Annotated in this window: 17 protein-coding genes; 7 read left to right on the forward strand and 10 right to left on the reverse strand. The window is 52.7% G+C overall.

From position 1 onward, the window contains the following. Positions 1 to 15: 15 nt before the first annotated feature. From HV350_RS24910 to phoU, 6 genes are all read left to right on the forward strand, one after another. A protein-coding gene (locus tag HV350_RS24910) for an IS3 family transposase (RefSeq protein WP_155849795.1) occupies positions 16 to 1,379 on the forward strand; the annotation gives its coding sequence in 2 pieces (ribosomal slippage) (positions 16 to 493 and positions 493 to 1,379; 1,365 coding nt in all). Positions 1,380 to 1,711: 332 nt separating this feature from the next. Next, on the forward strand, positions 1,712 to 2,752 hold the full coding sequence (pstS, locus tag HV350_RS24915) for a phosphate ABC transporter substrate-binding protein PstS (RefSeq protein WP_016155079.1): 1,041 nt from the start codon (positions 1,712 to 1,714) through the stop codon (positions 2,750 to 2,752). A gap of 192 nt (positions 2,753 to 2,944) precedes the next feature. Further along, entirely contained in the window at positions 2,945 to 3,904 is a 960-nt protein-coding gene (gene pstC / locus HV350_RS24920) for a phosphate ABC transporter permease PstC (RefSeq protein WP_016155078.1), read from the forward strand. Continuing rightward, positions 3,904 to 4,794 (forward strand): phosphate ABC transporter permease PstA, encoded by an 891-nt coding sequence (pstA, locus tag HV350_RS24925; protein WP_016155077.1) that lies wholly within the window; start codon positions 3,904 to 3,906, stop codon positions 4,792 to 4,794. The genes pstC and pstA overlap by 1 nt, the downstream gene beginning before the upstream one ends. Before the next feature lie 106 nt (positions 4,795 to 4,900). Then, positions 4,901 to 5,674, forward strand: coding sequence for a phosphate ABC transporter ATP-binding protein PstB (gene pstB / locus HV350_RS24930; RefSeq protein WP_003023821.1), 774 nt, complete (start codon positions 4,901 to 4,903; stop codon positions 5,672 to 5,674). Positions 5,675 to 5,688: 14 nt separating this feature from the next. Then, on the forward strand, positions 5,689 to 6,414 hold the full coding sequence (gene phoU / locus HV350_RS24935; protein ID WP_003023824.1) for a phosphate signaling complex protein PhoU: 726 nt from the start codon (positions 5,689 to 5,691) through the stop codon (positions 6,412 to 6,414). A gap of 83 nt (positions 6,415 to 6,497) precedes the next feature. On the opposite strand, the gene yieH is transcribed toward phoU, so the two are convergent. Then, a complete protein-coding gene (gene yieH, locus HV350_RS24940; protein ID WP_047358455.1) occupies positions 6,498 to 7,163 on the reverse strand; it encodes a 6-phosphogluconate phosphatase in 666 nt (221 codons plus the stop codon). A 167-nt stretch (positions 7,164 to 7,330) separates the two neighbouring features. On the opposite strand from yieH, the gene adeP reads away from it, so the two are divergent. Continuing rightward, on the forward strand, positions 7,331 to 8,668 hold the full coding sequence (gene adeP, locus HV350_RS24945; protein WP_016155075.1) for an adenine permease AdeP: 1,338 nt from the start codon (positions 7,331 to 7,333) through the stop codon (positions 8,666 to 8,668). Positions 8,669 to 8,783: 115 nt separating this feature from the next. Here adeP and HV350_RS24950 read toward each other — a convergent pair whose 3' ends face one another. From HV350_RS24950 to rpmH, 9 genes are all read right to left on the reverse strand, one after another. After that, positions 8,784 to 9,350, reverse strand: coding sequence for an NADPH-dependent FMN reductase (locus tag HV350_RS24950; RefSeq protein WP_003827046.1), 567 nt, complete (start codon positions 9,348 to 9,350; stop codon positions 8,784 to 8,786). Positions 9,351 to 9,380: 30 nt separating this feature from the next. Next, the gene (locus HV350_RS24955) at positions 9,381 to 10,127 is read right to left on the reverse strand and encodes a 4'-phosphopantetheinyl transferase superfamily protein (protein WP_181629531.1); all 747 of its coding nucleotides are present in this window, start codon (positions 10,125 to 10,127) and stop codon (positions 9,381 to 9,383) included. 166 nt (positions 10,128 to 10,293) lie between these two features. Further along, a complete protein-coding gene (yidZ, locus tag HV350_RS24960) occupies positions 10,294 to 11,253 on the reverse strand; it encodes an HTH-type transcriptional regulator YidZ (protein WP_029139705.1) in 960 nt (319 codons plus the stop codon). After that, positions 11,222 to 12,403 (reverse strand): MFS transporter, encoded by a 1,182-nt coding sequence (locus HV350_RS24965; protein WP_019078000.1) that lies wholly within the window; start codon positions 12,401 to 12,403, stop codon positions 11,222 to 11,224. The genes yidZ and HV350_RS24965 overlap by 32 nt, the downstream gene beginning before the upstream one ends. A gap of 180 nt (positions 12,404 to 12,583) precedes the next feature. Then, entirely contained in the window at positions 12,584 to 13,948 is a 1,365-nt protein-coding gene (gene mnmE / locus HV350_RS24970; RefSeq protein ID WP_016155071.1) for a tRNA uridine-5-carboxymethylaminomethyl(34) synthesis GTPase MnmE, read from the reverse strand. 136 nt (positions 13,949 to 14,084) lie between these two features. Continuing rightward, a complete protein-coding gene (gene yidC, locus HV350_RS24975; RefSeq protein ID WP_003023844.1) occupies positions 14,085 to 15,731 on the reverse strand; it encodes a membrane protein insertase YidC in 1,647 nt (548 codons plus the stop codon). 2 nt (positions 15,732 to 15,733) lie between these two features. After that, entirely contained in the window at positions 15,734 to 15,991 is a 258-nt protein-coding gene (gene yidD / locus HV350_RS24980; protein ID WP_003023846.1) for a membrane protein insertion efficiency factor YidD, read from the reverse strand. Continuing rightward, positions 15,955 to 16,314, reverse strand: coding sequence for a ribonuclease P protein component (gene rnpA / locus HV350_RS24985; RefSeq protein ID WP_003844432.1), 360 nt, complete (start codon positions 16,312 to 16,314; stop codon positions 15,955 to 15,957). Before rnpA ends, yidD begins: the two co-directional genes overlap by 37 nt. Before the next feature lie 17 nt (positions 16,315 to 16,331). Further along, positions 16,332 to 16,472 (reverse strand): 50S ribosomal protein L34, encoded by a 141-nt coding sequence (gene rpmH / locus HV350_RS24990; protein WP_003023858.1) that lies wholly within the window; start codon positions 16,470 to 16,472, stop codon positions 16,332 to 16,334. Positions 16,473 to 17,078 lie beyond the last annotated feature (606 nt).

Here is a 17,078-nt window from a genome sequence, read left to right on the forward strand (position 1 = left end):
AAGGTGCAGTTTTTTATGGCAAAGCCAAAATATTCCCTCGAAACCAGATTAGCTGTAGTTAATCATTACCTTGCCGGACTCGATGGCACACATCGTACCGCTGAACGTTTTGGTGTTGAAAGAACATCGGTGCGACGCTGGGTAAGAGCCTGGCAACTTCACGGTATTGATGGTATTACCTGGAAAAATGACCGCCATTCACCGTCGTTCCGGATTGCTGTAGTCCGGACTGTACTCGCTGAAGAACTTTCCATGCGCGAGGCCGCCGCACGGTTTAATATCTCAACCGAAACCGTTGTCCGGCACTGGGTTAATGTTTACCAGGATGCTGGTGAGAAAGGACTTCTGAGGATAAAACAGGGCCGGAGCAAGGACATGAAAAAACCTAAAAAATCATCTCCACTTACCGATGCTGCACTGGAAACGTTATCGCCCGAAGAACTACGGGCTGAACTCCGTTACCTGCGTGCAGAGAATGCCTACCTAAAAAAGCTGAAGGCCTTAGTTCAAAGCGAGAAAAACGGCAAAAAGCCGCAATAATCAGTGAGCTAAGGCTGGAGTATGCGCTCAGTGATCTTCTGCGTGCCGCGGGTATGTCCCGCAGCACGTGGTATCACAATATGAACGCGCTAAAGCGCATGGACAGGCATGCCGGACTGAAAGATAAAATAAGAGAGATTTACCACTATCACAAAGGACGTTATGGCTACCGCAGGATCACGCTCTCGCTGAAAAAACAGGGGCTGCTGGTGAACCATAAAACAGTGCAACGACTGATGGCAGAGCTGTCGCTCCGGTCCCTGATAAGGGTGAAGAAATATCGTTCCTGGAAAGGCGAAACTGGCAGGGCAGCGCCCAATATACTGAACCGGAACTTCGGCGCGTCAAAAGCCAACGAAAAATGGGTTACAGATGTTACTGAGTTCTCGGTACAGGGTAAAAAGCTGTACCTGTCACCGGTTCTTGACCTGTTTAACCGGGAGATTATCTCCTACAGCCTGTCGGAAAGGCCGGTGATGGAGATGGTTAATACGATGCTGCACGATGCGTTCCTGAAGCTCAGCCCGGAAGATAGCACGCTGCTGCACTCGGATCAGGGCTGGCAATATCGAATGGAAGGTTATCAGGCCAGGTTAAAGGCGAAGGGCATGACGCAGAGTATGTCGCGTAAAGGGAACTGTCTGGACAATGCGGTGATGGAGAACTTCTTCGGGACGCTGAAATCGGAATGTTTTTATCTGAGTCAGTTCAGCAGTGTCAGCGAACTAAGGAAGGCGATAGAGAGCTATATCCATTACTACAACAACGAACGAATAAGCCTGAAATTAAAAGGCCTGAGTCCGGTAGAATACCGAACCCAGGCTCTGAAAGCCGCTTAACATGAACTGTCCAACTTTATGGGGTCAGTCCACAAGCGGGGCATTTTTTTAGCTTGTTCTGTTTTTAATCAATTATCCCGCCTGTTTTATGTGACAAACCGTCATCTTCAACTACTGTTTTCAGTGTCATAAAAAGAAAATTTCAGCGAAATGTTATTGTCATGATGGTAATTAACATACTGTTTTAAATGTATTTTTAGATAAAAAACTTCCCGAGTTTTTCATTGTCATAAAACTGTCATATTTCGTACATTTAACTGTCACCTGTTTGTCCTATTTTGCTCACAGTAGCAACTCAAACAACGATTTACGAAAACCGTGCAGGAGACATTATGAAAGTTATGCGTACCACTGTCGCAACTGTTGTCGCCGCGACCTTATCCATGAGCGCGTTTTCTGCGTTTGCAGCAGCGAGCCTGACAGGTGCAGGTGCAACCTTCCCTGCGCCAGTGTATGCCAAATGGGCAGATACCTATCAGAAAGAGACTGGTAGCAAAGTAAACTACCAGGGTATCGGCTCCTCCGGTGGTGTAAAACAAATTACGGCCAATACCGTTGATTTCGGCGCCTCTGACGCACCGTTGTCTGACGAGAAACTGGCGCAAGAAGGCCTGTTCCAGTTCCCGACTGTTATCGGTGGTGTGGTGCTGGCGGTGAACATCCCAGGCCTGAAATCCGGCGAACTGGTGCTGGACGGTAAAACGCTGGGCGACATCTACCTCGGTAAAATTAAGAAGTGGGATGATGAAGCCATCACCAAACTGAACCCGGGTCTGAAGCTGCCTTCTCAGAATATCGCCGTTGTGCGTCGTGCTGACGGTTCCGGTACTTCCTTCGTTTTCACCAGCTACCTGGCGAAAGTGAACGAAGAGTGGAAATCTAAAATTGGTTCCGGCTCTACCGTTAACTGGCCGACCGGTCTGGGCGGTAAAGGTAACGACGGTATCGCTGCGTTCGTACAGCGTCTGCCGGGTTCTATCGGCTACGTTGAGTACGCTTACGCTAAGCAGAACAACCTGGCGTACACCAAGCTGGTCTCTGCTGATGGCAAACCGGTAAGTCCGACCGAAGAAAACTTTGCCAACGCTGCAAAAGGCGCTGACTGGAGCAAAACCTTCGCTCAGGATCTGACTAACCAGAAAGGTGACGATGCGTGGCCGATCACTTCCACCACCTTCATCCTGGTGCATAAAGAGCAGAAGAAACCTGAGCAGGGCGCTGAAGTGCTGAAGTTCTTCGATTGGGCGTACAAAAATGGCGGCAAACAGGCTAATGACCTGGATTACGCCAGCCTGCCGGACAGCGTGGTTGAGCAGATTCGTGCTGCATGGAAGACCAACGTGAAGGACAGCAGCGGTAAAGCGCTGTACTAAATACCCGTCATACTTCGAGCCGCAGCTGTGTTGGCTGTGCTTGTTCACCCCAGTCACATAGTGAATCTATGCTCCTGGGTATTCACAAGCTTGCCGCCTTGCTGCAACTCGAATTATTTAGGGTATGGCATTACGTTAGCCGGGAAGCACGATAAAATGCGTGCTTCTTGGCCCAAACTTAAAGAGTGATTTATGGCTGCAACCAAGCCTGCTTTGAACCCACCGGGTAAAAAAGGTGACATGATATTCAGCGCGCTGGTAAAACTGGCTGCGCTGATTGTGCTATTGATGTTGGGTGGCATTATTGTCTCTCTGGTTATCTCCTCCTGGCCAAGCATTCAGAAATTTGGCTTCTCCTTTCTGTGGACTAAAGAATGGGATGCGCCAAACGATATCTACGGTGCATTAGTACCGATTTACGGTACGCTGGTCACCTCGCTTATCGCACTGCTGATCGCCGTTCCGGTGAGTTTTGGCATAGCCTTATTCCTGACTGAACTTGCTCCTGGCTGGCTGCGTCGCCCGCTGGGTATCGCTATTGAATTGCTGGCGGCAATTCCGAGTATCGTGTATGGCATGTGGGGCCTGTTTATCTTTGCCCCGCTGTTTGCGACTTACTTCCAGGAGCCGGTCGGGAACATCCTTTCCAACATTCCGTTTGTTGGCGCGCTGTTTGCGGGTCCGGCATTTGGTATCGGTATTCTGGCCGCTGGCGTGATCCTCGCCATCATGATCATCCCGTACATTGCGGCGGTTATGCGCGATGTGTTCGAACAAACGCCGGTGCTGATGAAAGAGTCAGCCTACGGCATCGGTTGTACTACTTGGGAAGTTATCTGGCGCATCGTCCTGCCGTTCACCAAAAACGGTGTGATCGGCGGCGTGATGCTCGGTTTGGGCCGCGCGCTGGGTGAAACCATGGCGGTGACGTTCATCATCGGTAACACCTACCAGCTCGATAGTGCCTCGCTGTACATGCCGGGCAACAGTATTACGTCTGCGCTGGCGAATGAATTTGCCGAAGCGGAATCAGGACTGCACGTTGCCGCGTTGATGGAACTGGGCCTGATTCTGTTTGTGATTACCTTCATCGTGCTGGCGGCGTCTAAGTTCATGATCATGCGCCTTGCGAAGAACGAGGGGGCACGCTAATGGCTACGCTTGAAATGCAAAACACCGCTGCGCTTGCGGAATCCCGCCGTAAAATGCAGGCGCGTCGTCGTCTGAAGAACCGCATCGCGCTGACGCTCTCTATGGCGACCATGGCATTCGGTCTGTTCTGGCTTATCTGGATCCTGATGTCCACGATCACCCGCGGTATTGACGGTATGTCACTGGCGCTGTTCACCGAAATGACACCTCCGCCGAATACGGCTGGTGGTGGTCTGGCGAATGCCCTGGCCGGTAGCGGACTGTTAATTCTGTGGGCGACCGTGTTTGGTACACCGCTTGGTATTATGGCGGGCATCTACCTGGCAGAGTACGGACGTAAGTCCTGGCTGGCTGAGGTGATCCGCTTTATCAACGACATCCTGCTTTCTGCGCCATCAATCGTGGTCGGTCTGTTCGTTTACACCATCGTGGTAGCAAAAATGGAGCACTTCTCCGGCTGGGCGGGCGTTATCGCGCTGGCGCTGCTGCAGGTGCCCATTGTTATTCGTACCACGGAGAACATGCTCAAGCTGGTACCGGATAGCCTGCGTGAAGCCGCCTATGCGCTGGGTACGCCGAAATGGAAGATGATTTCTGCGATCACCCTGAAGGCCTCTGTCTCAGGCATCATTACAGGCGTTTTACTGGCTATTGCACGTATCGCAGGTGAAACGGCTCCGCTGCTGTTTACGTCGCTCTCCAATCAGTTCTGGAGCACCGACATGATGCAGCCTATCGCCAACCTGCCGGTCACTATCTTTAAGTTTGCGATGAGCCCGTTTGCTGAGTGGCAGCAACTGGCCTGGGCCGGGGTACTGATTATTACCCTGTGCGTACTGCTGCTGAACATTCTGGCGCGCGTCATTTTCGCGAAGAAGAAACACGGTTAAGACGAAGTGCCGGATGGCGGCGTAAACGCCTTATCCGGCCTACGATTGAAGACATTTGTAGGCCTGAAAGCTGCGCGCCATCAGGCATGATGAGGAAAAGATAGAAATGAGTATGGTTGATACTGCCCCAGGTAAGATTCAGGTTCGTGATTTGAACTTCTACTATGGCAAGTTCCATGCCCTGAAGAACATCAACCTGGATATTGCCAAAAACCAGGTAACGGCGTTTATCGGGCCGTCAGGCTGTGGTAAATCGACGTTGCTGCGTACGTTCAATAAAATGTTTGAACTGTACCCGGAACAGCGTGCGGAAGGCGAAATCCTGCTGGATGGCGACAATATTCTCACCAACACTCAGGATATCGCTCTGCTGCGTGCCAAAGTGGGCATGGTATTCCAGAAGCCGACGCCGTTCCCGATGTCCATCTACGACAACATCGCTTTTGGCGTGCGTCTGTTTGAGAAACTCTCTCGTGCGGATATGGACGAGCGTGTGCAGTGGGCATTGACCAAGGCCGCGCTGTGGAACGAAACCAAAGATAAATTACACCAGAGTGGGTACTCTCTCTCCGGTGGCCAGCAGCAGCGTCTGTGTATTGCGCGTGGGATCGCCATTCGCCCGGAAGTGCTTCTGCTTGATGAGCCGTGTTCAGCGCTCGACCCTATTTCTACCGGGCGTATCGAAGAGCTGATCACTGAGCTGAAAGAGGATTACACCGTCGTTATCGTTACCCACAACATGCAGCAGGCTGCGCGTTGTTCCGATCACACGGCATTTATGTACCTGGGCGAGTTGATTGAGTTCAGTAACACGGACGATCTGTTCACCAAGCCCGCGAAGAAACAAACTGAAGACTACATCACCGGTCGTTACGGCTGATTCAGGAGCTTGTTGTGGATAATCTTAACCTTAATAAACATATTTCCGGCCAGTTCAATGCAGAGCTGGAAAGCATCCGTACCCAGGTGATGACCATGGGCGGCATGGTCGAGCAGCAGCTTTCTGATGCGATTACCGCCATGCACAATCAGGACAGTGAGCTGGCGAAGCGCGTCATTGAGGGCGATAAGAACGTCAATATGATGGAAGTGGCGATCGACGAGGCCTGCGTGCGTATCATTGCCAAGCGTCAGCCGACCGCCAGTGACTTGCGTCTGGTGATGGCGATTATCAAAACGATCGCTGAGCTGGAACGTATTGGCGACGTTGCGGATAAAATTTGCCGCACCGCGCTGGAGAAATTTTCTCAACAGCATCAGCCGCTGCTGGTAAGCCTGGAATCACTGGGGCGCCACACCGTACAAATGCTGCATGACGTGCTGGATGCGTTTGCGCGTATGGATCTTGACGAAGCGGTACGTATTTATCGCGAAGATAAGAAAGTCGACCAGGAGTATGAAGGTATCGTGCGTCAGCTGATGACCTACATGATGGAAGACCCGCGTACCATTCCAAGCGTGCTGACCGCGCTGTTCTGCGCGCGCTCCATCGAGCGTATCGGTGACCGTTGCCAGAATATCTGCGAATACATCTTCTACTTCGTGAAGGGACAAGACTTCCGTCACGTGGGCGGTGATGAGCTGGATAAGCTGCTGGCGGGCAAAGATCCGAAAGAGTGATATTTGTGGCGGGTGGCGCTAACGCTTACCCGCTCTACGAGACATGCAGGCCGGATCAGCGTTAGCGCCATCCGGCCTTTCAGTTATCGCGTAATATTCCAACCCCGCGCCTTCCACAACGCTGGTAACTGCGCCAGATCGGTAAACGTCGTCACTTTTGGATGATCGATTGGTTTGTTATGCGGATCGGCGCAGAAGTAAAACACTTCCATCCCTGCAGCAATCCCCGCCTGCGCACCTGCGCTGGAGTCATCAACCAGAATGCAGTTCTCAACGTTAACGTCCATCGCTTTCGCCGCATGGAACATCAGGGCCGGATCGGGTTTCCAGCGTTGAATATCGTAGCCGCTGAACAGCAAATCAGGGAAATGGTGCAACATGCCCAGCTTACCCAGAGAGTGCTGCATTTTGCTGACCGGACCGTTAGATACCACGCACATAGGGACGGTCATGCTGTCCAGCAGCGCATTGGCTCCGGCAATCACCTCCAGTTCCGTATCGAACAGACGTGCGACCTCTGCGCGGTAAACCGGTTCTAATTCGGCTTTTGCCAGTTCGACACCGTGCTCTTCGTTGATAATGTCGATGATCTCGTACAGCTTTACCCCCTTGAAGCGTTTAAAAGTTTCTTCAAGATCGAGCGTAATGCCGAACGCCTGGAACATGCTGACATACGCGCGAGAACAAATCACTTCACTGTCGACAAGGGTACCGTCACAGTCAAAAAATACGGCTTCTATCTGGGACATGTCATTTCCGTTTTAACAAGTTTAACGTTTTCGTAATGCATTATTGGGCGACGCAATCGTTGCCGTATAAGCAAAATCAATGAAAAAAGTTGCTCATAACCCAACCCTATTGTCGCATTTTGGTATAGGATAGCGACGAATTTTCCCTCCTTGTTCGGAAATTGATAATGAGTCAACAACACACAACCCAGGCTTCTGGCCAGGGGATGCTGGAACGCGTGTTCAAACTGCGCGAACATGGCACGACGGCACGGACCGAAGTGATCGCCGGTTTAACCACCTTCCTGACGATGGTGTATATCGTTTTTGTTAACCCGCAAATTCTTGGCGTGGCTGGCATGGATACCAGCGCCGTCTTTGTAACCACCTGCCTGATTGCTGCATTTGGTAGCATCCTGATGGGCCTGTTTGCCAACCTGCCGGTCGCACTTGCGCCTGCTATGGGTCTGAATGCGTTCTTCGCCTTCGTGGTCGTTGGCGCGATGGGCCTGTCATGGCAGATCGGTATGGGCGCAATCTTCTGGGGCGCGGTAGGTCTGCTGCTACTGACGATTTTCCGCGTACGTTACTGGATGATTGCCAACATCCCGGTTAGCTTGCGCGTGGGGATCACCAGCGGTATTGGTCTGTTCATCGGCATGATGGGGCTGAAAAACGCTGGTGTTATCGTCGCCAACCAAGACACCCTGGTGTCTATTGGCAACCTGACGTCCCACAGCGTACTGCTCGGTATTCTGGGCTTCTTTATCATCGCGATTCTGGCTTCACGTAACATCCATGCGGCGGTACTGATCTCTATCATTGTGACCACGCTGCTGGGTTGGATGCTGGGCGATGTCCATTACAACGGGATCGTCTCCGCGCCGCCGAGCGTAATGTCCGTTATCGGGCATGTTGATCTGGCTGGTTCGTTTAACATTGGTCTTGCGGGCGTAATTTTCTCGTTCATGCTGGTCAACCTGTTCGACTCCTCCGGTACGCTAATTGGCGTCACGGATAAAGCCGGTCTGGCGGATGCGAAGGGTAAGTTTCCGCGTATGAAGCAGGCGCTGTATGTGGATAGCGTGTCATCGGTTGCTGGTGCGTTTATCGGTACTTCTTCCGTTACCGCGTATATCGAGTCTTCTTCCGGGGTTTCTGTCGGTGGACGTACTGGCCTGACCGCGGTAGTTGTCGGCCTGCTGTTCCTGTTGGTTATCTTCCTGTCGCCGCTGGCGGGAATGGTACCGGGATATGCGGCCGCTGGTGCGCTGATTTACGTTGGCGTCCTGATGACATCAAGCCTGTCACGCGTGAAGTGGGATGACCTGACTGAAGCCGTTCCGGCGTTTATTACCGCCGTGATGATGCCGTTTAGCTTCTCGATTACCGAAGGTATTGCGCTGGGCTTTATTTCCTACTGTGTGATGAAAATCGGTACCGGACGTTTCCGCGATCTCAGCCCATGCGTCATCGTTGTCGCACTGCTGTTTGTGTTGAAGATTGTGTTTATCGACGCGCATTAATTGCCGCTGAGACGGTGCTGCGCGAGGCGTGTAGACCTGATAAGCGCAGCGCCATCAGGTAAACTTGATAACCGGATACGGCCCGCCAGGCATTGCAGCCAGCGGGCTTTTTCTTTTAGGCTTTCACACGCTGGATGTAGTCGCCAAATGCGGTCAACTGGCCGGTTAGATGGTCCAACGTACTTTGGTCGATCACTTCACCTGTCTGCGGGTCCACTTTGTTCTGAATCACGCCGCCCATAAATTCCGGCTTGTTCATTACCATGGCGTCGAGGAACACCAGGATCTGACGCAGATGGTACTGGCAGCGCGCGCCGCCAATGGCGCCCATGGAGCTGGTCTGGATCAGCACCGGCTTACCCGATAATGGCTGATCCGGCAGGCGGGACAGCCAGTCGATGGCGTTCTTCAGTCCGCCAGGCACGGAATAGTTATATTCCGGTGTCACGATGACGACACCGTCAGCCTTCCTGATTTGCTCTGCCAGCGCTTCTACGCTTGCCGGAAAACCTTCTTCCTGCTGGAGGTCGGCATCGTACAGTGGGATATCACCAATTGATGGCAACGCGTTGACTTCCATTCCTGCTGGAGCAATCTTGGGCAGCGTACGGGCAACCATTCCATTAAACGAACCTTTGCGTAGACTTCCCAGTAACGTAACAACATTCAATGTTTCTGACATGGTGACTCCTGTTTCATCATAAAGGTTAAATCAAAGCGTATGGCTCTTCGCTGCGCATAATTGAGAGAACCGGATCAGACGACCCGTAGGCTCATTGGCGCGGGTCTGGATATCAGGCAAACTTTTCCATTCCTGTTTACCATCAAACTCCCAAACCTTGAGTTTTTCAATGGTTGGCGTAACCGCAACCGACCACACCAGAACATCTTCCGCATCGCAAATGGCTTCAACCTGCGCAACATGGGCACATTTCAGACGTCCTGCGCCGGGTAAAAGCTGGAGTTCGTGCGGATCATCATTGCTTACATCGCCGGTGAGTTTGAGTACGCTCTGGCGCAACGTAATGAGCTGCGCGCGTGCTTCGTTGGGGTCGTTTTGGTTATTGATCCACAGATTTTCGTTGCTGGAGAAGCACCATGTTTCCGTTGAATGCGGATGGTGAAAGCTGCGGGTAGCTCGCTGCAGTTCCATATCCAGCCCGCACGTTCCTTCAGTTGTTAGCGCAACGCCAACGATATTCCCGGCATAGGAAATCGAAAATCCCGGCATGTTCTTATCGCGAAAAACGGGCTTACCTTTGGCCTGAGTAACAATCTCGGGCAGCGTACTGGTGCCGTAAAGCATAAACATCAGTTCAGCGAGTAAACTTCGGGAAGCCAGGAAACGTGTTCGGCGATGAGCGGGGAGATCTCTTGCTTCGATATGACATGGAGAAGGGAGGCGAGCTGAAACCAGGTGTCCCTCCGTAAGAATCCCTCTGGCAAAATGTGTCGCCATTTTTCGCTCCGTGATTAATGGTCCGTGATAATTACCAGAGTAACATTTACGCGGCATCCAGGCAGGCTTTGCTGCCCAAAAAGTAAGCTGAAATAGAATACATTACGCGATATTTACATTTCTGTTGCCAGAATAGTCGATTTAGCAACAAAGTGGCGGTGCAACGTCAGGACATGTCGCGATAAAGCGCCTTGATGGTGTCTTTCAACCAGACGATCTTAGGATTATGGCTGTTACGTTTATGCCAAAGAAGGGTGAACGGTACGCGCATTTTTTCCAGCTGCGCGGCATCAAAAGGCATAGGGCGCGCCACGAGCGGAAGCTGGTGGAGTTGGTTATAACGCTGGCAATAAACCGGAGCTGTGGCTATCAGCGCGTGATCCGGCTGGGCGGCCATAAACAGCGACTGCTCAAAACCGGGCAGACATAACGCAATATTGCGCGCGCGCCCCATCTCTTGCAGGACTTCATCCAGCGCCCAGGTATCGCTTTGCTCCCAGCTAATGCTGATGTGCGGATAGCGCAGAAATGTGTCCAGATTCCACTCTTCCTGCAATGCCGGATGATCTTCACGTAGCCAGACGCAGGGGAGATCGGAAAACAGCACTTCATGGTCGATCGACAACGGCAGCAAACTCAACAGTTCACGCGAACGCGGATGGCTTTCCCGGCCAGTAAAGCCGATATCCACTTCGCCGCGAATAATTGCATCCAGCGAATCATAGTCCCAGTTGCGTATTTTGATCGTCGCCTGGGGATAACGCTGATAGATCTGTCGGGAGAGCGCGTTGAACATGATCATCACCAGCGGCGTTTCGGCCACCAGATCAAACTTCAGCCCGCGCGGCGCTTCATGGTGTGGCTTATCCAGCAACTGGTTGCTCATCTGCATCCACTCTGCCAGATTCTGTTCCATGCTGACCATCAGCGGTGTTGGCGTTAGCCCCTGCGGGGTGTTTACAAACAGTGGATCGTCAAACCAGGCCCGCAGTTTCGACAGCGACTTGCTGACCGCCGACGGCGTGACGTTCATCCGTTTGGCAGTTTTGGTAACACTGCGTTCCTGCATCAACAGCTGCAGGCAGAGCAATAAATTAAGATCGAGACTGCTGAGGGATTTCTTCATGAGTTGGCGTGGACCGGTTAGGTGCAACTGTGATAATCAGCATGATACTCACTATGCTACAGCCAATCAGAATCCCGATCAGCATATTCAGCGCATCAAGACCGAGCACCGCCGCCAGCCATATCCACAGCGAGGAACCGCAAACCTGCGCAATACCTAACGCCGAGCTGGCAACGCCCGCACGCAGCGAGAAAGGTCCCAGCGCCTGGCTCATCGCGACACCGAAGCCGACCGAGAACCCGGCACAGATTAAGGTCAGCCCAAACAGCGTCACCATGTGCGTACTGGCAAGGGTTAACACCACACCGGCAGACAGAAACAGCACTTGTGAGGTCAGCATCAGAACGCGAGGTTTAAACACGCTCAGGGCGAATGGCGTAGAGAACGAGACCGCCATACTGATGCCTGCGGTCATGGCCATCGTGGTGGCGTACTCACCACGGTCAAAGCCCATCACTTCCATCAACAGCACCGGCGAAGTATTCACGAAGGTCAGGATCACCGACACGCTGAGAGTGGTGATGGCCAGGCGGCTTAAGAAAAAACGGTTCACCAGCGATTCAGATAGGTGGTTCTTCTCTGCAGATGCCGGGAGCGTCGCTGGGCGCGATTCTCGCAAGATAAACACTGACAGCAAGCAAACGGCCACACCCATACCGATCATCGTGTAGAACAGGCTCTGCCACGGGTATTTGAGCATAATCAGATGCCCCATCACCGGTGCCAGTACCGGCACGATACAGGTGATACCGTTCAACAGCGACAGTACCTTCGCCCGGCGGCGATCGTCGAGCGTATCGCGCAGGATGGCGAAAGCCACCACATAGCAGCAGCCTGCGCCTACGCCCTGAATAAAGCGGCCTGTGAGAAACGGCGTACCGCTTTCGGCGAATGAACACAGCGCAGAGGCGAAAATAAAGATGAGGGCGCCGACAATAGCGACGGGTTTGCGTCCTGACTGGTCAGCAATTTTCCCGGCAAACAGCATCGCCGTCGCCATTCCCGCCAGATAAACCGAAAACGCGATATGCAGTTGCGCCTCGCTGGCCTGTAAATCGGCAGCAATACGGGGCAGCCCCACCAGATACATATCAATACCCGCGGGATAAAGTAACACCAGGGCGAAACTGCAGATTAGAAAGCGTGTCATAGCGACCTCATGAGGAATGTGGCGCTAAGCATACGGGCAGAGAGTCAACTGCACGAGTTGCCATTTGGACAACAGTGATTTCCATATGGGAAATTACTTGTAGCCGGATAGCCGCTTTGCTTTATCCGACTTACGGGTACTGTAGGCCCGGTAGGCATCGCGCCACCGGGCAACACAACGTTATTTGCCAATACAGAAGCTGGAGAAAATCCTTCCCAGCAGATCGTCGGAGGTAAATTCCCCGGTGATCTCACTGAGGTTCTGCTGCGCCAGACGTAGTTCCTCTGCCAGCAATTCTCCGGCCCATGCTCCGAGCAGTTGGGCTTTACCCTGCTCGAGATGCTCCGCCGCTTCTGCCAGCGCCTGCAGGTGACGACGGCGCGCCAGGAAGCCGCCTTCCATATTGGTTTCAAAGCCCATGCTCTGTTTGAGATGGTTACGCAGCACGTCAACGCCTTCACCGGTACGCGCAGAGAGGCGAACCAGTGAGTGGCCATTTACTTCGCTAAGGCCCAGCGTCTCACCGGTAATATCCGCTTTGTTACGCACCACGGTAATCGGCAGTTTGGCTGGCAGACGGGCAATAAAGTCTGGCCAGATGTCAGCCGGGTCCACGGCGTCGGTGGTGGTGCCATCAACCATAAACAGAACGCGGTCGGCCTGTTCAATTTCCTGCCACGCGCGTTCGATACCAATGCGTTCAACTTCATCGCTGGCATCGCGCAGACCGGCAGTGTCGATGATGTGCAGCGGCATACCGTCGATATGAATATGCTCACGCAGTACGTCGCGAGTCGTACCCGCAATGTCGGTCACAATGGCCGCCTCACGACCTGCCAGCGCGTTCAGTAGGCTTGATTTCCCGGCATTTGGGCGACCGGCAATGACCACCTTCATCCCTTCGCGCAGCAGGCTGCCCTGACGCGCTTCGGCACGAACAGCATCGAGATCGCTGATAACGTTGTTGAGCTGCGCTTCAATCTTACCATCAGACAGGAAGTCGATTTCTTCATCCGGAAAGTCGATCGCCGCTTCCACGTAGATGCGCAGGTGAGTGAGCGCTTCCACAAGATGATTTACCCGTGCAGAAAATGCGCCCTGCAACGAGTTCAGCGCCGAGCGAGCGGCTTGCTCTGAGCTGGCATCGATCAGGTCGGCAATTGCCTCTGCCTGGGCCAGATCAAGCTTATCATTGAGAAACGCACGCTCGGAGAATTCACCCGGTCTGGCAATGCGCAGCCCGGGAATGGTCAGAATACGTTTGAGCAGCAGATCGAGAATCACCGGACCGCCATGGCCCTGAAGCTCTAAAACATCTTCACCGGTAAAGGAGTTCGGACCGGGGAACCACAGGGCAATTCCCTGATCCAGCGTGCTGCCATCCGCGTCTTTAAACGGCAGATAGTCGGCATAGCGCGGTTTTGGTAGTTTCCCCAGTACGGTTTCTGCAACCTCGCGCGCCTTCAGGCCGGAGATGCGCAGGATACCCACGCCACCACGTCCCGGTGGGGTGGCCTGAGCGACGATGGTGTCGTTATGGTTCATGATAGCTCTCTTGTAAATGTAAAAAAGGCGGTCTAATGACCGCCTTCTCTGGCATTAACTTTACCGTGAATACTCGAAATAATTCAAGTTGCAAGAAGGCGGCAAGCAAATGCAGCCAACGCACCTGCGACTAATATCAGGAGTTTTTCTTCTCGCGGCTATGCAGGCCACGTTTCTCCAGACCACGGTAAATCAGCTGCTGCTGAATAATGGTTACCAGGTTGCTGACGATATAGTACAGCACCAGACCTGATGGGAACCACAGGAAGAACACGGTGAAGATGACCGGCATAAAGGTCATGATCTTCTGCTGCATCGGGTCGGTCACGGTGGTCGGAGACATCTTCTGAATGAAGAACATCGTCACGCCCATCAGGATCGGCAGGATGTAGTACGGGTCCTGTGCAGACAGGTCATGGATCCACAGAGCGAACGGCGCATGACGCAGTTCAATGGAGCCCATCAGCATGTAGTACAACGCCAGGAAGATTGGCATCTGGATGATCAGCGGGAAGCAGCCGCCCAGCGGGTTAACCTTCTCAGCTTTGTACAGGGCCATCATTTCCTGGCTCTGACGCTGTTTGTCATCGCCCAGACGCTCACGCATAGCCTGAATCTTCGGCTGCAGCATACGCATCTTCGCCATGGAGGTGTACTGCGCTTTGGTCAGCGGGTACATGATGCCACGAACGATAAAGGTGATAACGATGATGGAGAAGCCCCAGTTACCCAGGAAGCTATGGATCCACTTCAGCAGTTTGAACAGCGGCTGAGAGATGAACCACAACCAGCCGTAATCCACGGTCAGATCCAGGTGCGGTGCAACTGCCGCCATTTTATCCTGAATTTCCGGGCCGACCCACAGGGTGCTGGTCATCGCGCCAGTCTGGCCAGGCTGAACCAGTACCGGCTGTGATTTATAGCCGATAGCGGCAATGCCGTTACCCAGGTTAGCGGTATAGAAGTTGTTGGTGCCGTCGTTACGCGGAACCCATGCCGTTGCGAAATACTGTTGCAGCATTGCGACCCAGCCGTCTTTAGCATTGACGTTCAGGTTTTCGTTTTCAGCAATGGTGTCGAATTTGTATTTCTCATACTTCTCATCTGGCGTGGAGTACGCCGCGCCACGGAAGGTGTGCAGCGCAAAGTTGCTGCTACCGGTGTCGCGATGAGATGGCAGATTGATGGATTGCTTCAGCTGACCAAAGGTGGAGACTTCCAGCGGTTTTTCGCCGGCGTTCTGCACGCTGTAGTTAACGTTGACAGCATATTCACCGCGCTTGAGTACAAACGTTTTAGTGAATGTGTTACCCGCTGCGTCAGTATAGGTCATCGGGATCTGCAGTTCGTTCTGACCGTCAGCCAGTACAAACGCGTCTTTTTCGACGTTGTACAGCGGACGCGGGCCGTTAGCCGGGTTATCCGGGCCGTCACGACCTGTCAGGCCACTCTGTGCCTGGTAGATGAACTGTGGCGTGGTTTCCAGTAACTGGAACGGTTCGGTAGAACCGAGTTCTTTCGGGTAAGCTGGCAGTGAAGCCTGTTCCACATCACCACCACGGGTGTTGATGGTCAGATCAAGCACGTCAGTTTTAACCGTAATCAGTTTCCCCTGGCCACTGGCCGGTACGCCCTGGTCTGCGGCGCTACCCGCTGCGGTGGTCGTTGTCTGCGTGGTCTGTTGGGCCTGAGGTTGCGGGTTTTTATCCTGCTCCCAGGCTTGCCAGATCATGAAAGACACGAACAGCAAAGCGATGACTAAAAGATTGCGTTGCGAATCCATCGTTAGTGTTCTCTGGTATCAAATGGTCCGGGCGGGACGGGATCGTCACCACCAGGGTGTAAAGGGTGGCATTTTAATACGCGTTTCACCGTCAACCAACTGCCTTTTATCACTCCAAACCTGCGCAATGCCTCAATTCCGTAGCTCGAGCAGGTTGGAGTGAAACGGCAATGCGGCCCAAGCAGCGGACTGATCAGGCGTTGATAGACCCGAATAAGGGCTATCAGGACCCGCGAGCCAGGCGACAATGGCGACGCCATAATTTTTCCAACGCTTCCGAGAGAGCACGGTTATCGAGGTCAGCAACCCCTTTTTTCGCCACCACCACGAAATCCATTGCTGGAAGTTCGTGCTGACGTAAACGAAAGCTTTCACGTGTCAGACGTTTAATCCGATTGCGTTCATGCGCGCGTTTAACGTTTTTCTTGGCGACGGTAAGACCGATACGGGGATGCCCCAGCGAATTCAGGCGGCCGAGGATGGTGATTTGCGGCGTGCCAGCCCGTTGTGGCTGCTGGAAGACGAATGTGAAATGAGTGGGAGTTAACAAACGTAACTCCCTGGGAAATGCGAGCTTAACCACTCAGGGGCTAGCTTTTATTACTTAGAAACGGTCAGACGAGAACGGCCTTTAGCACGACGACGTGCCAGAACCTGACGACCATTTTTATTAGCCATACGAGCACGGAAGCCGTGAGAACGGTTGCGCTTCAGTACAGACGGTTGAAAAGTGCGTTTCATGGCGATTTCTACCTAAACTTGAATAAATTCACTGACTTTTGCGTATACCCGAACGAATTTCGAACGACTTACGCCACAGTGTGGGTGATTAAAGAGGCCGGATTGTAATAATTGTACACTCCGGAGTCAATTCTCTTTCCTTATTTCCCGCTTTTTTCCGCATGGTTTCGCGTATAAAACAGGCAGCGTTGACGCCGTAAGGCGACCGTTACTCGCTGGGGGTAAGAATTATACGGGCTGGCGGATAAAGCGCAAGGATCGCTCGGGATCTTTATTAGATCGTTTAAGCAGTAAAGCATCTTTACTCATTAATTTTTTCAATATGCGCGCTAAAACCTGCAGCACTTCTCCAGGATCGTTTACACTTAGCCGATTCTGGATCATCCTGTGGATAAATCGGGAAGAATCTGTGAGAAACAGAAGATCTCTTTCTCAGTTTACGCTATGATCCGCGGTCCTGATCGTTTCAATGGATCCTGATCGGGTAAAAATTGCAGATAGCAATTCGCACGTCACCCTTTGCATAGGGTCTTGTCGATGTGCGTCAACAATCATGAATGTTTCAGCCTTTGTCATTTATCGACTTTTGTTCGAGTGGAGTCCGCC

This window comes from Citrobacter sp. RHBSTW-01013 (assembly GCF_013781985.1).
Lineage (GTDB): Bacteria > Pseudomonadota > Gammaproteobacteria > Enterobacterales > Enterobacteriaceae > Citrobacter > Citrobacter braakii.